At 33.3% G+C, this 21,028-nt stretch carries 15 protein-coding genes and 3 tRNA genes; 12 read left to right on the plus strand and 6 right to left on the minus strand.

What is annotated here, in order from left to right; genetic code table 11:
• Positions 1 to 284: 284 nt before the first annotated feature.
• Positions 285 to 875, minus strand: a complete 591-nt coding sequence (locus ACQY1Q_RS11760; protein ID WP_431005519.1) for a 2OG-Fe(II) oxygenase — start codon at positions 873 to 875, stop codon at positions 285 to 287.
• A 329-nt stretch (positions 876 to 1,204) separates the two neighbouring features.
• Entirely contained in the window at positions 1,205 to 1,726 is a 522-nt protein-coding gene (locus ACQY1Q_RS11765; protein WP_431005520.1) for a hypothetical protein, read from the minus strand.
• Positions 1,727 to 1,929: 203 nt separating this feature from the next.
• On the opposite strand from ACQY1Q_RS11765, the gene nadC reads away from it, so the two are divergent.
• The 6 genes from nadC (at position 1,930) to folE (ending at position 8,932) form a co-directional block, all read left to right on the plus strand.
• Positions 1,930 to 2,790, plus strand: a complete 861-nt coding sequence (gene nadC / locus ACQY1Q_RS11770; RefSeq protein ID WP_431005521.1) for a carboxylating nicotinate-nucleotide diphosphorylase — start codon at positions 1,930 to 1,932, stop codon at positions 2,788 to 2,790.
• Positions 2,791 to 2,996: 206 nt separating this feature from the next.
• Positions 2,997 to 5,105 (plus strand): M3 family metallopeptidase, encoded by a 2,109-nt coding sequence (locus ACQY1Q_RS11775; RefSeq protein ID WP_431005522.1) that lies wholly within the window; start codon positions 2,997 to 2,999, stop codon positions 5,103 to 5,105.
• 12 nt (positions 5,106 to 5,117) lie between these two features.
• Positions 5,118 to 5,687: a pentapeptide repeat-containing protein gene (locus ACQY1Q_RS11780; RefSeq protein ID WP_431005523.1), complete on the plus strand. Its 570-nt coding sequence runs from the start codon at positions 5,118 to 5,120 to the stop codon at positions 5,685 to 5,687.
• Between the two features lie 102 nt (positions 5,688 to 5,789).
• The gene (locus ACQY1Q_RS11785; protein ID WP_431005524.1) at positions 5,790 to 6,719 is read left to right on the plus strand and encodes a YihY/virulence factor BrkB family protein; all 930 of its coding nucleotides are present in this window, start codon (positions 5,790 to 5,792) and stop codon (positions 6,717 to 6,719) included.
• Between the two features lie 114 nt (positions 6,720 to 6,833).
• On the plus strand, positions 6,834 to 8,198 hold the full coding sequence (gene hisS, locus ACQY1Q_RS11790; protein WP_431005525.1) for a histidine--tRNA ligase: 1,365 nt from the start codon (positions 6,834 to 6,836) through the stop codon (positions 8,196 to 8,198).
• A gap of 44 nt (positions 8,199 to 8,242) precedes the next feature.
• Positions 8,243 to 8,932, plus strand: coding sequence for a GTP cyclohydrolase I FolE (gene folE, locus ACQY1Q_RS11795; protein ID WP_431005526.1), 690 nt, complete (start codon positions 8,243 to 8,245; stop codon positions 8,930 to 8,932).
• Between the two features lie 99 nt (positions 8,933 to 9,031).
• Here folE and ACQY1Q_RS11800 read toward each other — a convergent pair whose 3' ends face one another.
• Positions 9,032 to 10,276: a tetratricopeptide repeat protein gene (locus tag ACQY1Q_RS11800; protein WP_431005527.1), complete on the minus strand. Its 1,245-nt coding sequence runs from the start codon at positions 10,274 to 10,276 to the stop codon at positions 9,032 to 9,034.
• Between the two features lie 13 nt (positions 10,277 to 10,289).
• A complete protein-coding gene (gene gyrA / locus ACQY1Q_RS11805; RefSeq protein ID WP_431005528.1) occupies positions 10,290 to 12,800 on the minus strand; it encodes a DNA gyrase subunit A in 2,511 nt (836 codons plus the stop codon).
• A gap of 319 nt (positions 12,801 to 13,119) precedes the next feature.
• On the opposite strand from gyrA, the gene ACQY1Q_RS11810 reads away from it, so the two are divergent.
• Positions 13,120 to 15,675 (plus strand): ATP-dependent Clp protease ATP-binding subunit, encoded by a 2,556-nt coding sequence (locus tag ACQY1Q_RS11810; protein ID WP_431005529.1) that lies wholly within the window; start codon positions 13,120 to 13,122, stop codon positions 15,673 to 15,675.
• Positions 15,676 to 15,715: 40 nt separating this feature from the next.
• Here ACQY1Q_RS11810 and ACQY1Q_RS11815 read toward each other — a convergent pair whose 3' ends face one another.
• Entirely contained in the window at positions 15,716 to 16,483 is a 768-nt protein-coding gene (locus ACQY1Q_RS11815; protein ID WP_431005530.1) for an NlpC/P60 family protein, read from the minus strand.
• Positions 16,484 to 16,505: 22 nt separating this feature from the next.
• The gene (locus ACQY1Q_RS11820) at positions 16,506 to 17,681 is read right to left on the minus strand and encodes an acetyl-CoA C-acyltransferase (RefSeq protein ID WP_431005531.1); all 1,176 of its coding nucleotides are present in this window, start codon (positions 17,679 to 17,681) and stop codon (positions 16,506 to 16,508) included.
• Positions 17,682 to 17,787: 106 nt separating this feature from the next.
• Between ACQY1Q_RS11820 and ACQY1Q_RS11825 the strand changes: the two genes are divergently transcribed.
• The 5 genes from ACQY1Q_RS11825 (at position 17,788) to ACQY1Q_RS11845 (ending at position 20,932) form a co-directional block, all read left to right on the plus strand.
• Positions 17,788 to 19,851 carry an HD family phosphohydrolase gene (locus tag ACQY1Q_RS11825; RefSeq protein ID WP_431005532.1) on the plus strand — a complete coding sequence of 688 codons (2,064 nt, stop codon included), beginning with the start codon at positions 17,788 to 17,790 and terminating at the stop codon, positions 19,849 to 19,851.
• 92 nt (positions 19,852 to 19,943) lie between these two features.
• Positions 19,944 to 20,026: transfer RNA gene (locus ACQY1Q_RS11830), tRNA-Ser, on the plus strand.
• 25 nt (positions 20,027 to 20,051) lie between these two features.
• Positions 20,052 to 20,126: transfer RNA gene (locus ACQY1Q_RS11835), tRNA-Pro, on the plus strand.
• 7 nt (positions 20,127 to 20,133) lie between these two features.
• A tRNA-Arg gene (locus tag ACQY1Q_RS11840) sits at positions 20,134 to 20,207 on the plus strand.
• A gap of 305 nt (positions 20,208 to 20,512) precedes the next feature.
• Positions 20,513 to 20,932, plus strand: coding sequence for an HYC_CC_PP family protein (locus ACQY1Q_RS11845; RefSeq protein WP_431005533.1), 420 nt, complete (start codon positions 20,513 to 20,515; stop codon positions 20,930 to 20,932).
• Positions 20,933 to 21,028 lie beyond the last annotated feature (96 nt).

Genomic DNA, 21,028 nt, shown 5'->3' on the forward strand with positions numbered 1-21,028 from the left:
AGGAAGGGTCTGTAGTGAGTACAAAGTGCTCCTGCGACTCGGAGGAAGGGTCTGTAGTGAGTACAAAGTGCTCCCGCGACTCGGAGGAAGGGTCTGTAGTGAGTACAAAGTGCTCCCGCGACTCGCAGGAAGGGTCTGTAGTGAGTACAAAGTGCTCCCGCGACTCGCAGGAAGAGTTCGTGCTAAAATTACCCAATACCTAAAGGCCCTAACATCCCAACTCCTAACTCCTAGTATCCTAATCCCTAGCGTACTAATCCCTAATACCCTAATTCCTTAGTCCCTTATCTATACGGAGGTCCGGCAATCCACCCTACAATAGATTTACGGATGCCTTTGGTAATAGGAGTAACGCGATGCATGATAAATGACGGAAAAACAATGATGGTACCTTTTTCTCTCGGAGCATTTACAATCTTTTGATTCAGCATAAACTGTAAATCACCCCCCTCATATTCGTCCGGATCTGATAATTGCATGGAAATACTAAGCTTTCTGTCTGAAATTTCTCCCGCCCCAAAGTCTAAATGCCAATCAAAAAAATCACCTTCCGTGTAGCTGGCCAACTGTAAATTGTTATGAAAGCCCAATAAATCAAACCAATAACGCTCATTATTACATTGAATAGCTAACCCCGCCAATCGGTTGTATATCCATTCGTTTTCCGGAGTATTCTCAATAAACATCACATCGCTTTTTCGTAACTCATCATCATACAGGTTGTCGGTTCCGCTAAGCGTAGCTTTAATTTTCTGATTGTCGTCCCATAAACTCAGAATTCTTTCTGTTTCATGCGGAAGGAATAAGCCGTTATAGTACACAAATTCAACAAAATTATGCTTTAACGGAAGACCAAAAGGATAGTTTATTGCCATAGTATATAAGTAGTTATAAGCCTGGAAAAAGATTGATTTTCGTTATGGCTTTTACGTTTTTAATCGTGTTGGTTTTTGAAAGCAAAATATAAAAAATCAAAGAATAAGTTTCAAAGTTTTCCGTAAAAGCACGTATTTTAATTAAGAGTGCGGCGTAGCTAAGTATGGTAAAAGTAAGGTTATATACCTGAGTTAGATTAATACCAGATTAAAAATTAATCGAGTAGCTTCTATGAATGTCACATCGAGTAATTTTTCTGATTATAAGAACAAAAAAAGCTACTTAGGTTGTACGTAATAAAACTATTAAAACGGCATTAGTTAAACAATTAAGCTAAATGAGTTAATCTTTTTATAAAAGCATCAATACGCCTTTTGTTTTCTTGCTGAAGTAAAGACGGGTATAAATTCATAAACAAGTTAACCACCATAATAATGGCCGCAAACAAAAAGTTACCGTCAAGTAACTTTATAACCACAAAAACAGACATAAAAACAAAACCTATTAAATGGCTGATTTCAGAAAAAGTCATTTCCTTTCGTAGTTCACGTAACTCAATAATTCCGGCTTTATAACTCAACTTAAGCTTTTGATTTAAGTATTTAAAAAAGGTGTTTTTTACAACCCATTTAAAAGCTTTTAAGCCAATTAAAACAGTTACCGACTTCTTTTTTATAAAATTCAAATGAGATAACTTAGAAGAATACCAATCACTCTTCTTTAGAAAACTATTAAAAACCAATCCTACCATCCATGATAAAAACGCTAAAGAAAAAGAAAAGGAAAAATAAGTAACTACCATTGTTTTAATAGGAATTAACACTGTAAAAAACGAATGTAGTAAATACAAACGACATAGAAAATTTAACAAGAAAATGCGCAGAAGAAATAAGAAGAGAAAAGAAGGTAGGAAATAAACAACATTACAACACCTTTGTAAAAGGTGTAGAATTTTGTTAGCAAAGGCGCGGTAAAAATTATCAGAACAATAAACAAAGAACTCAAAACAGAGAACTAAAAATAGTTGTATTTTTACGTCAACAATTCAAAACTATGATTTCAAAAGAACAATTTAATAAAGAGTTAGCACTAATTATTGCCAATGCCATAAGAGAAGATGTAGGAGACGGAGACCATACGTCATTATCCTGTATTCCGGCAGATGCGCAAGGAAAAGCAAAATTGTTGGTGAAAGATGAAGGGATTATAGCAGGGGTAGAATTTGCCAAACAAGTATTTGCTTATGTAGATAAAGATTTAAAGGTAGAAACTTTATTAGAAGACGGTGCCAGAGTACAACACGGAGACGTAGTTTTTTATGTATCCGGAAAATCGCAATCCATACTACAGGCAGAACGATTGGTACTAAACGCCATGCAGCGTATGAGTGCCATTGCAACCAAAACCCGTTTTTTTGTTGATTTGTTAGAAGGTACCCATACCAAAATATTAGACACTCGTAAAACCACACCGGGAATCAGAGCTCTTGAAAAATGGGCAGTAAAAATAGGAGGAGGAGAAAATCATCGCTTTGCTTTATATGATATGGTAATGATTAAAGATAATCATATTGATTTTGCCGGAGGAATTACCCAAGCCATTACCAAAACAAAAAAGTACCTGGCAGAAAAAGGATTGGATATTAAAATTATTGTAGAAGCGCGTAATTTAGAAGAAATCAAAGAAATTTTAGCCAATGAAGGCGTGTACAGAATTTTAATAGATAACTTTAATTATGAAGATACCCGTAAGGCTGTAGCGCTAATAGGTGATGCTTGCTTAACAGAATCTTCAGGAGGTATTAATGAACATACCATACGAGAGTATGCAGAATGTGGGGTAGATTTTATTTCATCGGGCGCCTTAACACATTCGGTATACAATATGGATTTAAGTTTAAAAGCAGTAGAATAAAACAACTATACCCATGAATTTAACCTGTTTAAAATACGTATTAACCAGAGTTTTAATGTCACATCAAGTGGTTTTTCTGAGGTAAAGGAAGAACAATTGTATCGAGATGTTGTACTCATCAAATTCAGAATAGTAAGCACACAGTACCATGCTTATTTTAAACAGCTAAGTTTATACTGACCAATCAAAACAATAAATAAAAACAGATGAAAAAATACGTCATAGCAGCCACCGCTTTAGTGCTTATTACTTCATGTAACACTAAAACGAAAGAAGCTAAAAAAGAAACCACCATGAATACAACAGAAAATCCGTTATTGGTGAAAAGCACCTTAGATTACGGAGCACCGGATTTTACCAAAATAAAAAACAAACATTTTATGCCGGCCATACTAAAAGGAATGGAGGTACAGAATGAAGAAATAGCTAAAATAGTTAACAATACAGAAGCACCTACTTTTAAAAATACCATTTTAGCCTTAGAAGAAAGTGATCAATTATTAGATCAGGCAACCGCTGTTTTTTATGCCTTAGCAAGTGCTCATACCAATGATACTATAAAGGATAATGAAAAAGAGTTAGCGCCTAAATTTTCTAAACACAGTGATGAAATTTTATTAAACACTAAATTGTTTGAAAGAATCAAAACAGTGTATAATGAGTTAGCAACCTTACAGCTTGATGCTGAGTCTGAATACTTAGTAAAAGAGTATTACAAAAACTTTGTAAAAGCCGGAGCTAATTTAGCTGAAGACAAGAAAAAAGAACTGAAAGAAATTAATGCCGAGCTGGCAAGCTTATCTAATGACTTTGGAAAAAAACTATTAGATGCCAGCAAAAAAGGAGGGTTAATGGTTACTGACAAAGAGAAATTAAAAGGACTTTCTGAAGAAAAAATAAAGTCATTAGAAAAAGAAGGAACTTACGAAATTCAGTTAATCAATACCACTCAGCAACCATTACTTCAAACCTTAGAAGACAGGGCAACCAGAAAAGAGTTGTTTGAAAAATCAATTCACAGAACAGATGTCGGTGAATATAACACCAGTGAATTGGTAAAAAAAATGGTAACGTTACGCGCTAAAAAAGCGAAAATTTTAGGGTTTGATAACTATGCAAGCTGGAGTTTACAAGGTACCATGGCTTCAACACCGAACAAGGTTTTTGAAATGTTTAACGGTTTAATACCGGGCTCACTTGACAAAGCAGCTTCTGAAATTAAAGAAATTCAGGCAGAAATTAACAAAGATGGTAAAGACTTTACGTTAGCACCTTACGATTGGAACTACTATGCTGAAAAAGTAAGAAAATCAAAATACAACCTAAACGAAGATGAGGTTAAACAATATTTTGAATTAACCAATGTGTTAGAAAAAGGAGTTTTTTATGCGGCTACTAAGTTATACGGAATCACCTTTAAAAAACGTACCGATATACCAACCTATCATCCGGATGTAGTGGTGTATGAAATTTTTGAAGAAAACGGTACTCCGTTAGGATTGTTTTACGGAGATTATTTTGCAAGAGATAGCAAAAGAGGAGGTGCATGGATGAGTGCTTTTGTAAAACAAACCAAATTACGTAACCAAAAACCGGTAATTTATAACGTATGTAACTATACAAAACCGGCTGAAGGAGAACCTGCTTTAATTAGCTTTGATAATGTTGAAACAACGTTTCATGAATTTGGTCATGCCTTACACGGATTGTTTGGAAACCAACAATACGAGTCTATTTCCGGAACCAGTGTAGCCAGAGATTTTGTAGAGTTTCCGTCACAGTTTAATGAAAACTGGGCAACGCATCCGGAAGTATTACAAAACTATGCACTTCATTATAAAACCGGAGAGGTAATTCCGGAAGCATTGTTACAAAAAATTAAAAATGCCGGAACTTTTAATCAAGGATATTCAATTATAGAAAACCTATGTTCATCTAATTTAGATATGCAATGGCACACCATTTCGGCAGATACCGCTGTTGAAGATGTAGCAAAATTTGAAGAAGAAGCCTTGGCTAAAATGAAACTTAACGTGGCAGAAATTCCGCCAAGATACCGTTCAACCTATTTTGCTCATATATTCAGCGGAGGGTATGCAGCCGGATACTATTCGTATTTATGGACAGAAATGTTAAGCCACGATGCGTACGATTGGTTTAAGCATAACGGATTGTTAACGCGTGAAAACGGACAAAAATTCCGTGAGCAAATACTTTCTAAAGGTAATACTATGGACTACGCAGAAATGTATAGAGCGTTTACCGGAAGAGATCCGAAAGCTGAACCTATGCTTAAGGCAAGAGGGTTAAAATAAGAAGTTCACTACATGAACAATTATTATAGCAATGAACTATTTGAAAAAGTCAGTTTTACAAGTGAACAACTTAGTAAAACTGACTTTGAATCTTGCACTTTTAAAAATTGTGATTTCTCAGGATTACATATTATCGGATCAGAGTTTTTAGAGTGTGAGTTTATAGCATGTAATTTAAGTAATACCCGATTTAAAGGCAGTAGTTTTAAAGACGTACATTGCCGACAAACAAAGTTAGTAGGCGTAAAGTTTTTTGAAATAGATGCTTTTTTATTTAACATGAATTTTACCGGATGTCAACTAAACTTTAGTTCGTTTTATCAGCTTAGCATGCAAAAATTTCAGTTTACAGAGTGTCAAATGCAAGAGGTAGATTTTACAGAGGCAGATTTGCAATATGCCAACTTTGACCACTGTGATTTGAACGGAGCCATATTTGATACCACCAATTTGCAGCAGGCAAATTTTACAACAGCAGAAAACTTTAGTATTGATATAGAAAAAAATAAAGTACAGGGAGCTGCTTTTTCTAAAGAGAATGTTGTTAATTTATTAGAGAAATATAAAATAATTATATCGTAAATATAGCTAATACTTAAAAGGTTAAAAAACATAGCTGTACTTTGTAAAAAAGAAACGTATGTTTTATGAAAAAGATAGTTACGTTTTAAACGACTCATACAAATGTCTAAAATAATAGAAGAAAAACTAGAGAAAATTCCGGTAGTTAACATCATTGTAAAACTAATTAAAGAAATAAAAGTTCCCGGGTTAGAAGGAATGTCTTTATACGATGTTTTAGAAATGTACATAACAGGAATTGTCAGAGGAGCGTTAACCACAAGAGCCGGTGGAATTGCGTTTAGTTTTTTTATGGCTATTTTTCCGTTTCTGCTATTTATACTTACCCTAATTCCGTACATTCCTATTGATGGTTTTCAAGACGGATTATTTTCTTTAATTCAGGAAGTATTACCTCCAAAAACCTTTGATGCGGTTGACGGAGTTTTAAATGATATTTTAAACAATCAGTACGGAGGTTTATTATCTTTTGGTTTTTTAGCCTCTATTTTTTTAATGACCAACGGAGTTAATGCCATTTTTGGCGGATTTGAATATTCCTATCATGTAAAAGAATATCGAAACATTGTTAAAGCCTATATTATTTCGTTAGGAGTTTCTTTATTAATGTCATTATTCTTAATTATTACCGTAGTTTTTGTAATTCTATACCAAATAGCTTTGTCAAAAATTAATGAGAAAGGATGGTTCAATACCAACGATATGGATTTGTTTTATTACGGAAGAGGGTTTTTATTCCTGTTAATGATTTTTACAATTGTGTCTCTTTTATTCCGTTACGGAACCAAACAAGGAAAAGAAATACGTTTCTTTTCTGCCGGAGCCATCCTAACCACCGTAGTATCTATGTTTTCTTTTTATATTTTTGGAATTTACGTGGTAAAATTTGCTCAGTATAACCAGTTATACGGTTCTATCGGAACCTTATTAATTTTGATGCTGTTTGTATGGTTAAACGCCATTATTCTACTGCTCGGATTTGAATTGAATGCTACTATTTATCAATTAAAACGAAAAAATAAAACTTCTTAAATTCCCAATTAATTCAGATATTTGCCAGTTCAATTATTAATTACGAATCCGTAATTAATAATTCGTAATTGATAATTCGTAATTCGTAATTGATAATAAGTAATTAAAAAAAATATGAAACCAAGTATCCCAAAAGGAACCAGAGATTTTTCATCAACCGAAGTAGCCAAAAGAAACTATATTTTTTCTATGATAAAACATTCGTTTGAAAATTTTGGATTTCAACCTATAGAAACGCCAAGTTTTGAAAACTCTGAAACCTTAATGGGAAAGTATGGTGAAGAAGGAGATAGGCTCATCTTTAAAATTTTAAATTCCGGAGATTTTTTGAGTAAGGTAGATGAAACTATTTTAACTGAAAAAAACAGTCAGAAATTAACGCCTAAAATTTCAGAAAAAGCGTTACGTTATGATCTAACCGTGCCTTTTGCCCGTTACGTTGTACAACACCAAAACGAAATTACCTTTCCGTTTAAGCGCTATCAAATACAACCGGTATGGAGGGCAGACAGACCCCAAAAAGGTCGTTTCAGAGAGTTTTATCAATGTGATGCCGATGTGGTAGGAAGTACTTCTCTATGGCAAGAAGTTGAGTTTGTGCAATTATATGATACAGTTTTTAGTAAGTTAGGATTAGCAGGAACGACTATCAAGCTTAATAATCGTAAAATACTATCAGGAATAGCTGAGGTTATCGGAGCAAAAGATAAGTTAATAGATTTTACGGTTGCGTTAGATAAACTGGATAAAATAGGAAAAGAAGGCGTTGTTACCGAAATGCTTTCAAAAGGAATTACTCAAGAAGCTATTGATAAAGTAGATCCGTTATTTAATTTTTCCGGTTCTAATGCAGCTAAGTTAGCTTCTTTAGAAACTATGTTACAAGCTTCGGAAGAAGGATTAAAAGGAGTTGAAGAGTTGCGTTTTATTGTAAAAGCAATTGACGAATTAGAATTAACAACGGCTACGTTAGAGCTAGATGTTACTTTAGCTCGAGGATTGAATTATTATACAGGAGCTATTTATGAAGTAGCAGCCCCTAAAGAAGTACAAATGGGCTCTATAGGCGGAGGAGGAAGATATGACGATTTAACCGGTATTTTTGGTTTGAAAGATGTATCGGGTGTTGGAATCTCTTTTGGATTAGATAGAATTTATTTGGTAATGGAAGAGTTAGGACTGTTTGAAACGGTAGAGTTACCAAAGCCAAAAGTGTTGTTTTTAAACTTTAACGAAAACGAAAATTTAGCCAAAGTAAAAGCGATAAAAGCGTTACGAGAAAATAATATCAAAACAGAATTGTATCCGGATGTTGCGTTAAGTAATAACCAACAAAAGAAACAATGGAAATATGTAACTAATAGAGATATTGAATATGTGGTTACAGAGGTAGTAGATACTAAATTTACGGTAAAGAATATGCAAAGCGGAGAGCAGTATGTACTGTCAATAAATGAAATAGTTAATTTGATACAATAACATATTAGATTGTCGTATCTTTGCAAAATCAATTTTTTAAAATAATGTTCGAACTTAATAATAATATGAACGACGATAGAATTGACGAAATAGGAGAGAACCATGTGGGAACCTCAGCTAAAACACCTTTGCGTGCAGATGCTTTTGATATTTCGGACAAAGAAAAAATAGAAAGAATTCAGGAAAGTGTTAAGGATATTTTAGAAACACTAGGAATGGATTTAACTGATGATAGTTTAAAAGGAACACCTAAAAGAGTGGCTAAGGCTTTTGTAAATGAATTATTCATGGGGTTAAACCCGGCAAATAAGCCAAGCGCTTCTACTTTTGAAAATAATTATAATTATGGTGAAATGTTAGTAGAAAAAAACATTGTAGTTTATTCTACTTGCGAGCACCATTTACTACCTATAGTTGGTAGAGCACACGTAGCCTATATTTCTAACGGTAAAGTAATTGGACTTTCTAAAATGAATAGAATAGTAGAGTATTTTGCTAAAAGACCTCAGGTACAAGAGCGTTTAACGATGCAAATAGTTCAGGCAATGCAAGAGGCTTTAGGAACTGATGATGTAGCTTGTGTGATTGATGCTAAACATTTATGTGTAAACTCTCGAGGTATTAAAGATATTGAGAGTAGTACCGTAACAGCAGAGTTTGGAGGAAAGTTTAAAGAGAAAGAAACGAAAAAAGAATTCTTAGGGTATTTACAAATGGAAACAAATTTCAATTAGTAAATACTTGAAATTACAATAAAAAAAAACAGGCTTTATTAAAGCCTGTTTTTTTCTTTTAAAAGAAAAAAGCTTAGTAAAAACTAAGCTTTTTGAAATTTATCTCATCTCTTTATATAGATTTCTATATTCAGTTGCTTTGTCAGACATTTCTAAAACTTCGTAGATGTTCATTAAAGTTTTAACAGTATCTATACTTCTGCTTAAGCTATCTGCTTTTTCTAAGTATGGTAAAGCTTCTTTGTAAACTTCTTTTTGTTTTAAAGCTAACTCATCATACTTTTTAAAGTTAGATAAATTCTTATTCATTTCTTCAACAATCGCCTTGTCTTTATCTAATACAGAAACAGCTAAGTTCATGTAAGCATCAGCATAATCTGGCTTTAATTCAATAGCTTTTTCGTAATATTTCTTAGCATCGTCAATTCTACCTTGATTAAAATTTACTACACCTAAATTATAGTATAATGTAGGGTTGTTCGGATCTAATGAAATAGCTTCTTGCATTAACTCACCAAACTTGTCCATTCTTTTCATCTCAATATATAATTGAGCTTCATTTAAGATAAGGTTTAAGTCTTTCGGGTTTGATTTACGAGCTTCAGCCATGGCTGCAATAGCCTCTTCATTTTTACCTTGTTCTTTTAAAATTAAGGCAATGTTTTTAATAATTGTAGAAGCTTTAGATTCTGATTTTTGATCTTCCGGTTTTATATATTGCTTAGATTTAACCATTAAATCTCTTTGAGATTTTGATCCTAAATTTTCTACTTTACCTGTTAATTTATTAGTTGCTAAGTATTGAGTTTCAATGCCAGTATATCCTATATCTTTAAGTTCTTTGTAATACTGTAAAGCTTTTTCGTAATCTTTCGCTTGCGTGTAAGCAACGGCCGCATTGTAAGCAAAAGAAGTGTCTCTTGGGCTTAACTGATATGTTAAATAGAAATTTTCACCAGCGGCTTTATAATCACTCCCCTCGTTATATAACTGAATAGCTTTGTTAGAAACATCTTGAATCATTTTATTCAAAATAGGAGCTGCATCACCTGAGTATTTATTGCTACCTGTTTTTTCTTCAAAAGCTAATAAAGTATTAAAAGCATCTGCAGCTGTTTTATAATCCATTTTAGAAGCATGCGCTTGACCTTTTAGGAAATAAAACTTTGATTTGTATTTATCATCAGCATTTTCAATTAACTTTTCTGCTGCAGAAAGAGATGAAATTGCTCCATTAAAATCTTGGTTCTTAATAGCTTTCTCAGCAGCTTTAAGTTCTGCTTTTTGTGCAAAAGCACCTAATGATGCTACTCCTAATGAAAGAGCTAAAATCTGTTTTTTCATTCTTGTTTATTATTTATTGTTGTTCTTGGTTCTCGTTATTGGTGTTTTCAATTTCCGTGCCATTTTCATTTTCGCTTTCGTCTTCTTCTTCATGCATAACTTTGGCTACAGCGGCAATACTATCGTTATCTTTAATGTTAATTAAACGAACTCCTTGTGTAGCACGTCCCATAACTCTTAAATCTTCTACGGCCAATCTGATAGTAAGCCCTGATTTATTAATAATCATTAAATCGTTAGAATCATCAACATTTTTAATGGCTACTAAATTACCTGTTTTTTCAGAAATATTTAATGTTTTTACACCTTTACCTCCACGGTTGGTAATTCTGTAGTCTTCAAGTTTAGAGCGTTTACCATAACCTTTTTCAGAAACTACTAAAATATTACTTTCCATATCATCAACAGAAACCATTCCAACCACTTCATCATGATCATTTTGAAGTGTAATACCTCTTACTCCGGATGCAGTTCTACCCATTGGTCTTGTTTTTTCTTCTTCAAAACGAATGGTTTTACCTGATTTTAAAGCAAGCATAACCTGGCTATCTCCGGTAGTTAATTTAGCTTCAAGTAATTCATCACCATCTTTAATCGTTATGGCGTTAATACCATTAGCTCTTGGACGTGAGTATTGCTCAAGCGGAGTTTTCTTAACTTGTCCTTTTTTGGTAGCCATAATAACATAATGATTGTTGATGTATTCTTCATCTTTTAAATCACCGGTTACTAAGAAGGCTTTTACCTTATCATCTTGTTCTATATTAATAAGGTTTTGAATAGCTCTACCTTTAGTGTTTTTACCACCTTCCGGAACTTCATAAACGCGCATCCAGAATACTTTACCTTTTTGAGTAAAGAACATCATATATTGGTGGTTTGTAGCTACAAATAAGTGCTCAAGGAAGTCCTCATTACGAGTAGTAGCTCCTTTTTGACCTCTACCACCTCTGTTTTGAACTTTATATTCGTCTAAATTGGTTCTTTTTAAATAACCTGCATTAGAAATGGTAACAACTACTTGAGAGTTAGGAATCATGTCTTCAATACGCATGTCTCCACCAGCATATTCAATTACTGAACGACGTTCATCACCATACTTCTCTTTAACCTGAATTAATTCTTCTTTGATAATACTGTAGCGTCTTGGCTCATTAGCAAGTATATCTTTTAAATCAGTAATTGTTTTAATTATCTCATCATATTCAGCACGTAACTTGTCTTGTTCCAGACCTGTTAACTGACGTAAACGCATTTCAACAATAGCTCTGGCTTGAATTTCAGTTAATTCAAATCGTTCAATTAACTTTTCACGAGCCTCATCAGCATTAGCTGAACCTCTAATGATAGCAATTACTTCATCAATATTATCAGAAGCAATGATAAGTCCTTCTAAAATATGAGCACGCGCTTCTGCTTTTTTCAGTTCAAATTCTGTTCTTCGAACAATTACTTCATGACGGTGTTCAACAAAATAATGAATTAACTGTTTTAAGTTTAATTGTTCCGGACGACCTTTTACTAAAGCAATATTGTTAACGCTAAAAGAAGTTTGTAGCGGAGTATACTTGTAAAGCTTGTTTAAAACAATATTAGGTACAGCATCACGCTTTAATACGTAAACAACACGCATTCCTTTTCTGTCAGACTCGTCACGAATACTGGAAATTCCTTCCAATTTCTTTTCATTAACTAAATCTGCCGTTTTTTTAATCATTTCAGCTTTATTTACCTGATAAGGTATTTCTGAAACAATAATACACTCACGACCTTTGATTTCTTCAATAGAAGCTTTACCTCTAATTACAATACGACCACGCCCTGTATGAAAAGCATCACGAACTCCATCATAACCATAAATAGTTCCTCCGGTAGGGAAGTCAGGTGCTGTAACATACTGCATTAACTCGTCTATCTCAATATCTCTGTTATCAATATAAGCAATAGTACCGTTAATAACCTCAGTTAGGTTGTGCGGAGCCATGTTAGTAGCCATACCAACGGCAATACCTGATGCTCCATTTACTAAGAGGTTAGGAATACGAGTAGGAAGTACTGTAGGTTCCTGTAAAGTATCGTCAAAATTTAATTTATGATCAACAGTTTCTTTTTCAATATCAGATAACATTTCTTCTGATATTTTTTGCATACGCACCTCAGTATAACGCATTGCTGCCGGGCTATCTCCGTCAATTGATCCAAAGTTTCCCTGACCGTCTACCATTAAGTAACGTACATTCCAATCTTGAGCCATACGAACCATAGAATCATAAACAGAAGTATCTCCATGTGGGTGATATTTACCCAGTACTTCTCCTACAACTCTAGCTGATTTTTTATAGGCTCCTGTAGCTTTAATTCCTAACTCATGCATTCCGAATAAAACTCTACGATGTACTGGTTTTAAACCGTCACGAACATCCGGTAAAGCTCTAGATACAATTACCGACATTGAGTAGTCGATATATGCTGATTTCATTTGTTCTTCAATGTTGATAGGAATCAACTTTTCGCCATCTGCCATATATTTTTCTTTAAAATATTAGTACTCTTTATTCTATAAAAAAATGAATTATAAAATATAAAACTCCTTCAAAGTTTGTTTAAAAAAGCCTGTGTTTTCTAAAACATTGCAAGATACAACAATGCCAAGTTTTACACAAAGTTTGAGCTTAGAGTTTTACGTTAGTTATCAACAATTTTAACAGGAAAGTTATTGTTTTAGTATGAATTTGTATTTCTTTTTAAAAAGTCATTATGTCATTAGGCTACTTTATGGCATCTTTTTTGTATTTTTATAAGAAAAATCTAACTAACTTTACACAGAGACACAAATTAAATTTATGGACGATAATTTTTCACCACAAGTTAGAGATGTGATTACTTTCAGTAAAGAAGAGGCTTTAAGATTAGGGCACGACTTTATTGGAACAGAGCATTTGCTTTTAGGATTAATAAGAAAAGGAGATGGAAAAGCGATTGATATCTTAACTACATTTGATGTAGATTTAGATTTGGTACGTAACAAATTAGAAAAACTGAATCCTTCTTCCCCTTCATTAGGAAACAATCAAAAAAAGAGCTTACATCTAACAAGACAAGCAGAGAAAGCAATAAAAACAACGTTTTTAGAGGCTAAATTATATCAAAGCAATTCTATTGATACGGCGCATTTGTTGTTGTGTATCTTACGCAATGAGAATGATCCGACTACAAAGTTATTGCAGAAATACGATATAGATTACGAACAGGCAAAAGCTTTATACAAAGAGTTACATGTAGAAGATTATTCTTCTAGTCCGATGGCAGAAACGCCTTCAGATGATGAGTTTACAGATGATAAGGCTAATCCTTTCGGACAACAATCTCAAAGAGGAAAACAGGCTAAAAAAACAAAAACACCTGTATTAGATAATTTTGGAAGAGACTTAACTGCTCTAGCAGAAGAAGGTAGGTTAGATCCTGTTGTAGGAAGGGTAAAAGAAATTGAAAGAGTTTCTCAAATATTAAGTCGCCGTAAAAAGAATAACCCAATGCTTATTGGTGAACCAGGAGTTGGTAAGTCAGCCATAGCAGAAGGTTTAGCACTACGAATTGTTAATAGAAAGGTATCTAGAATTCTTTTTGATAAGCGCATCGTATCTCTAGATTTGGCTAGTTTAGTTGCCGGAACAAAGTATAGAGGGCAGTTTGAAGAGAGAATGAAAGCTTTAATGAATGAGCTTGAAAAAAATGACGATATCATTTTATTTATAGATGAGATTCATACCATAGTTGGGGCTGGAGGAGCTACCGGATCATTAGATGCTTCAAACATGTTAAAGCCGGCTTTAGCTAGAGGAGAAATTCAATGTATAGGGGCTACAACTTTAGATGAATATCGTACAAATATTGAAAAAGACGGAGCTCTAGAACGTCGTTTTCAAAAAGTAATTGTTGATCCTACCTCTGTAGAAGAAACAATTCAAATATTACATAATATTAAAAGTAAGTATGAATCACATCACCATGTAAATTATACAGATCAGGCTATTGAAGCTTGTGTAAAGCTTACGAATCGTTATATGACAGACAGATATTTACCGGACAAAGCTATTGATGCTCTTGATGAAGCCGGATCTCGTATACATATAACCAATATTGTTGTACCACAACAAATCTTAGAGTTAGAGGCTAAGTTGGAAGAGATAAGAGTACGTAAAACAAAAGCAGTAAGCGGACAGAAATATGAAGAGGCTGCTAAATTACGTGATGATGAGAAGAATTTAGAAATGGCCTTAGAATCAGCTCAAAACCAATGGGAAGAAGATTCTAAGTTACACAGAGAAACCGTTACCGAAGATAATGTTGCTGAAGTAGTTTCTATGATGACCGGAATACCGGTGAATAGGGTTGCCGAGGCTGAAAGTACTCGTTTAGCAGAATTACCAAACTTAATAAAAGGTAAGGTTATTGGGCAAGATGATGCTGTATCTAAAGTAGTAAAAGCTATTCAACGTAACAGAGTAGGGTTAAAAGATCCGAATAAGCCAATTGGTTCTTTCATTTTCTTAGGATCAACCGGGGTAGGTAAAACGCAATTAGCTAAAGTCCTTTCTCGTGAATTATTTGATTCTGAAGACTCATTAATCAGAATAGATATGAGTGAGTATATGGAAAAATTTGCCATTTCTCGTTTAATTGGAGCACCTCCGGGATATGTAGGATATGAAGAGGGAGGACAGTTAACAGAAAAGGTTCGTAGAAAGCCATATTCTGTAGTGTTATTAGATGAAATAGAGAAAGCGCATCCGGATGTATTTAATATGTTATTACAGATTTTAGATGATGGACATATTACGGATAGTTTAGGTAGAAAAATTGACTTTAGAAACACAATCATTATTATGACTTCAAATATTGGGGTTCGTAAGCTAAAAGATTTTGGAGGAGGAGTTGGTTTTGGAACGGCGTCTAAAAAAGAACAAGAAGATGCTCATGCTAAAAGTGTTATTGAAGGAGCATTAAAGAAAACTTTTGCACCTGAGTTCTTAAATCGTGTTGATGATGTGATTATTTTTAACGCACTTGAGCGTGAAGATATTCATAAAATTATTGATATTGAGTTGAAGAAATTACTGTCACGTATTTCTGATTTAGGATATCATTTAACACTAAGTGAAAAAGCTAAAGATTATATTGCAGATAAAGGTTTTGATAAGCAATATGGTGCCCGACCTTTAAAGAGAGCAATTCAGAAATATATTGAAGATGCTTTAGCAGAAGAAATAGTAAGTGCTAAATTAGATGAAGGCGATTCTATTTTTATGGATCTTGATGATGAAACAAAGAGATTAAGTATAAAAATAGAAAAAGGTGAGAAATCACAAGAAACCAGAACCGAAATAGACGAAGAGTAAGATAAAAAAAAGGGATTGAAAATTTTCAATCCCTTTTTTATTAAATAAAACGTTTTATAACTCTGAGTTTATGTGTGTGTTGATGGGTGTCAACATTATAAATACCGCTATGATCAAGTTTGTCAATACGAACCTTGCCATGAGCATGAATAATATTGTAATCGTTCATGATGATTCCTACGTGTGTAATAACTCCATCTTCGTTATCAAAAAAAGCTAAATCACCGGGTTCACTTTCTTCAATAAAACTTAAAACTTCTCCCTGTGTAGCCTGTTCTTTAGCATCTCTGAGTATAGAATATCCACATAATTTATATACGGTTTGTGTAAAACCGGAACAATCAATCCCGAAAGGAGATTTACCACCCCATAAATAAGGAACGTTTAAAAATAAATAAGCGGTTTCTATAATAGAGGTTTTTGATAAAATAGCATCTCTAACTCTTCCCTCGTATACATACGTATGATTGTTTATATGTAACGAGTTATTTTTAAAGAAAGGTAAATGAGCTCCTAAAGGTATAGTGGTTAAATTGTTGGTGTTATCGGTAATAAAATCGATAAGCTCACCTGCGTAATGTTTTTTGTTTTCTGATAAAAGTTGGTAATCTTCTTCAGAAATTTCTTGGTATTGTTTGTTATCTATATAGCCTTCATATCCGTCAAAAGACAGTTTAATTTTACTCCACTTCTTATCTTTTTCAAGAATTGAAAAATACTCGCCAAATAAAACTTGGTTTACCATTTCAGAAGTATCTGTAGGAGCTAGGCGTAGAGGTACAATACTAAGATTACAAATTCCAAACATTAATTAAGAGGTGCTTTTATAATTAAATTTTTTCAATAACCATTGCGCTGGCACCACCACCACCATTACATATACCGGCAGCTCCAATTTTAGCATTATTTTGCTTTAAAATAGAAGTTAAAGCAATAATAATTCTGGCACCGGAAACGCCTAGCGGGTGACCTAAAGAAACGGCTCCTCCATTAACATTTACTTTATCTGCAGATAAATTTAAAATTTTCATATTGGCTAACCCTACTACTGAAAAGGCTTCGTTTAATTCAAAATAATCTACCTCTTCAATAGCAACCCCGGCTTTGGCTAAGGCTTTAGGTAAAGCTTTGGCAGGAGCAGTAGTAAACCATTTTGGTTCATGAGCAGCATCTGCATATCCTTTTATTTTAGCTAAAGGTGTAATTCCTAATTCTTTTGCTTTATCCGCAGACATTAATACTAATGCAGCCCCACCATCATTAATGGTTGAAGCGTTAGCAGCAGTAACAGTACCTTCTTTAGTGAAAGCCGGACGAAGAGAAGGAATTTTATCCATTCTTACATTTTTATATTCTTCATCTTCTTCAAAGATTAATGGTTCACCTCTACGTTGAGGAACTTCAACCGGTACAATTTCATCAGCAAATTTACCTTCGCTCCAAGCTTTAGCAGATCTATTATAAGATTCTATAGCAAAAGCATCTTGATCTTCTCTTGAAAAATGATATTCAGTAGCACAATCATCAGCACAAACTCCCATGGCAACTTGATCATAAGCATCAACTAAACCATCTTTTTGCATACCATCTTCCATTTTTATAGGTCCAAATTTGCTTCCAACTCTTGCATATTGATAGTGAGGTATCATACTCATATTTTCCATTCCTCCGGCTACTACGATATCTGCATCTCCTAAAGCAATAGTTTGAGCAGCTAACATAATAGATTTCATTCCTGATGCACATACTTTGTTTACGGTAGTACAAGGAACGGTATTAGGAATACCCGCATATATAGCAGCTTGACGAGCCGGAGCTTGTCCTAATCCAGCAGAAACCACATTTCCCATAAAAACTTCTTCAACCATTTCCGGTTGTAAGTTTATTTTATCTAAAGCTCCTTTTATAGCAATAGCGCCTAGTTTTGGAGCAGGTATAGTTGATAAGGTACCTAAAAAACTTCCTATTGGAGTTCTTGCAACTGATGCGATAACTACTTCTTTCATATCTTGAATTTGTATTTTCGTTAATTTAAGTCTTGCGAAAATAACTATTTTATAGCAAGTACTCAAATAATACAGAAAGGTTATCTTTACGTTTTAAAACTTAAAAATGAATACAATTATTAATAAACTGTATAAAAACAATGCTATTGTATATAAAGTTCTATTGTTTTTAATTACAGCTGTTGCCATTGTTTATCTGTTTCCAAGAGGAGGACAGTTTAAGTACGATTTTGTTTTAGGAAAACCGTGGCAATACGATAATTTATATGCTCCTTTTGATTTTGCTATTTATAAAAGTGAACAGGAAATAGAAAAAGAAAAAGAGTTAATGCAACTTGAAAGTAAAAAGTACTTTGCTTTTAATGATGAGATAAAGCAGAAAGTTATTAGTCAGTTTCAACAGCAAATAGGTATTTTGCCAATATCAGACTCATTAACGGTAAAAGAGGTTAATGAAATGATGAAAAGAGGAGTTTCAATCATTAATCTTATTTATCAATATGGTTTTATTAATGAGAAAAATAATGAAAACTATGTAAGAGATAAAAATGAAATAGTAGTTCTTAGACGTGGAAATTCTGTGGAAAATATTTTGTTTTCTAAGTTAGTCCAATCAAATGATATTTTACCAATTATTGATAATAAAATTCAAGATTTAAGCGCTTCTAAACAGCAAATTATGCTAAGTACTTTAGCAAATGTGCTAAAGCCTAATGTGGCTTTTGATGATAAGTTTACAACAAAAGAGCTTGAAGAGGCCTTGAAAAATATTTCTTATACAAAAGGAATGGTGTCTAAGGGAGAACTTATTATACTAAAAGGTGATATTGTAGAAGGGAAGCGATATAATGTGCTTAAATCTTTTCAATTAGCATCGCAATCAACTATTTGGTCAAAATCAAACTATAGTTGGATTGTTTTTGGATATGCTGTTTTAGTATCGTTGGCATTGCTAATGTTATTATTGTTTTTACAGCGTTATCGCCTTGAGATTTATAATGATAATAACAAAGTAACCTTTATCTTTTTTAATGTGTTTGTTATGATTCTTGTGCAAACTCTGGTGGTTAAAGCGAATGTAGATTACTTATATGTGGTTCCGTTAAGTATCTTGCCTATTGTTTTAAAAGCGTTTTTTGACGCTCGTTTAGGGTTGTTTACTCATGTATTAACGGTTTTGTTATTGGGTTTTATTGTGCCTAATAGTTTTGAGTTTATTTATTTACACATTATAGCCGGAATAGTTACCATTTTAACCGTTTCTGAGCTATACAAGAGAGCAAACCTGTTTATTTCAATTGGACAAATAACCCTTATTTATATGATAACTTATTTGGCTTTTTCAATTTTAAAAGAAGGAAATGCAGATGAAATTAACTGGTTATATTTTGGATTATTTGCAGCAAACGGATTGTTATCTTTCTTAGCCGTATTTTTTATTTATTTCTATGAAAAAGTTTTTGGATTGGTGTCTGATGTAACCTTATTAGAGCTTTCAAATACAAATTCAAAGCTTTTAAGAGAGCTAAATGAAAAAGCCCCGGGAACCTTTCAACATTCAATGCAAGTGGCAAATTTAGCTGAAGCTGCTGCTAATGAGATAGGAGCAAACTCAATGTTAGTAAGAACAGGAGCTTTGTATCATGATATAGGAAAAATGGTAAACCCTATGTATTTCATAGAAAACCAATCTACTGGAGTAAATCCGCATAACGATTTGTCTCCAAAAGATAGCGCTCGTATTATTTTAGATCATGTAATTAAAGGCATTGAAATAGCAAAAAGGAATAAACTTCCGGATAGAATTATAGATTTTATACGAACACATCACGGAACAAGTGTAGCGTATTATTTTTATAAGAAAGAACTAGATGATAATCCGAATACGGAGATAGATATTAAGAAATTTCAATATCAAGGACCTATTCCTTTTTCAAAAGAAACAGCAATATTAATGATGTGTGATGCTGCTGAAGCGGCTTCTAAAAGTTTAAAAGAACCTACTGCTCAAAAAATAGATGAGTTAATAGATAAGATTGTAGAAAAGCAAAAAAACGATAATCAGTTTATAAATTCGGATATTACTTTTAGAGAAATAGAAAAAATTAAAAAAATTATTAAGAATAAGTTGATGAATATCTATCACTTACGAGTTGAGTATCCAGATTAGTGAAATTTTTTAGCAAAAAAGTTTGTGAGAACGTTTAAATAGTTATAGATTTGCACTCGCAATTTTTAGTTCACGCTTCGGCAAAGAATTAAGGAGAGGTGGCAGAGTGGTAATGCAGCAGCCTGCTAAGCTGTCATCGTTTTTCGATGCCCGGGTTCGAATCCCGGTCTCTCCGCAAAAAATTGTAGATAACCATTTATCGGGGTGTAGCGTAGCCCGGTTATCGCGCCTGGTTTGGGACCAGGAGGTCGCAGGTTCGAATCCTGCCACCCCGACGGTAATGGTCGCGTAGCTCAGTTGGATAGAGCATCTGCCTTCTAAGCAGACGGTCACAGGTTCGAATCCTGTCGCGATCACAATAAGCCTTACTGGAAACAGTAAGGTTTTTTTGTTTTATAGAAATAGCTTAGTGTAATTATAAAATAAAAAAAAGAAAGCTCCCGAAGGAACTTTCCTAAATTAGCCAAAATTAATTTCAATCCCCTAAATTGCCTTTGGATAAGTATAACAAATTCAAGAGGTTTTACCCTACCATAAAAGCAAAAAAATAATTAGTTTACTAAAAAAGACTGTTAATGTCGTTTTTACCTCAAAAGATATAAGGCTTATTAACAAAAATTTAAAGAAGGAAATTGATTTTTTTGTATCTTTGTATCTGAAAATGAAGCAAAAAATCCATAAAATATCAGCTATATTTATGAGCATTGTAGTATTACTTTCTACAATGTCATTTACTTTTGATAAGCATTTTTGTGGAGATATGTTAGTGGACACCGCATTATTTGCTAAAGCAGATACTTGTGGAATGGAAGTTGTAAACCAGCAAAAAAATACAACAGAATGTTCCATTACTAAAAAAGGTTGCTGTTCAAATAAAAAAGTAGTTGTTGAAGGACAAAAAGAGTTAAAACAATCGGTAGATACTTTAACGTTCCAACAACAAATTTTTATAGCTTCATTTGTTTATGCCTACGTTACTACATTTAGTGAATTACATAATAAAGTAATTCCGTTTCAATACTATACACCTCCGCAAGTCGTCAAAGATATACACTTGTTAGATGAGGTATTCTTAATATGATTTTTTAAACAATAAGCGAGTTCATTCTTTGATTTTTATCATGGAATGTATATCTGTATTTGGTGTTTAACACCTATGTTTTATTGTTTAAATTAT

The sequence above is a fragment of the Tenacibaculum sp. TC6 genome, assembly GCF_050606265.1.
Taxonomy (GTDB): domain Bacteria; phylum Bacteroidota; class Bacteroidia; order Flavobacteriales; family Flavobacteriaceae; genus Polaribacter.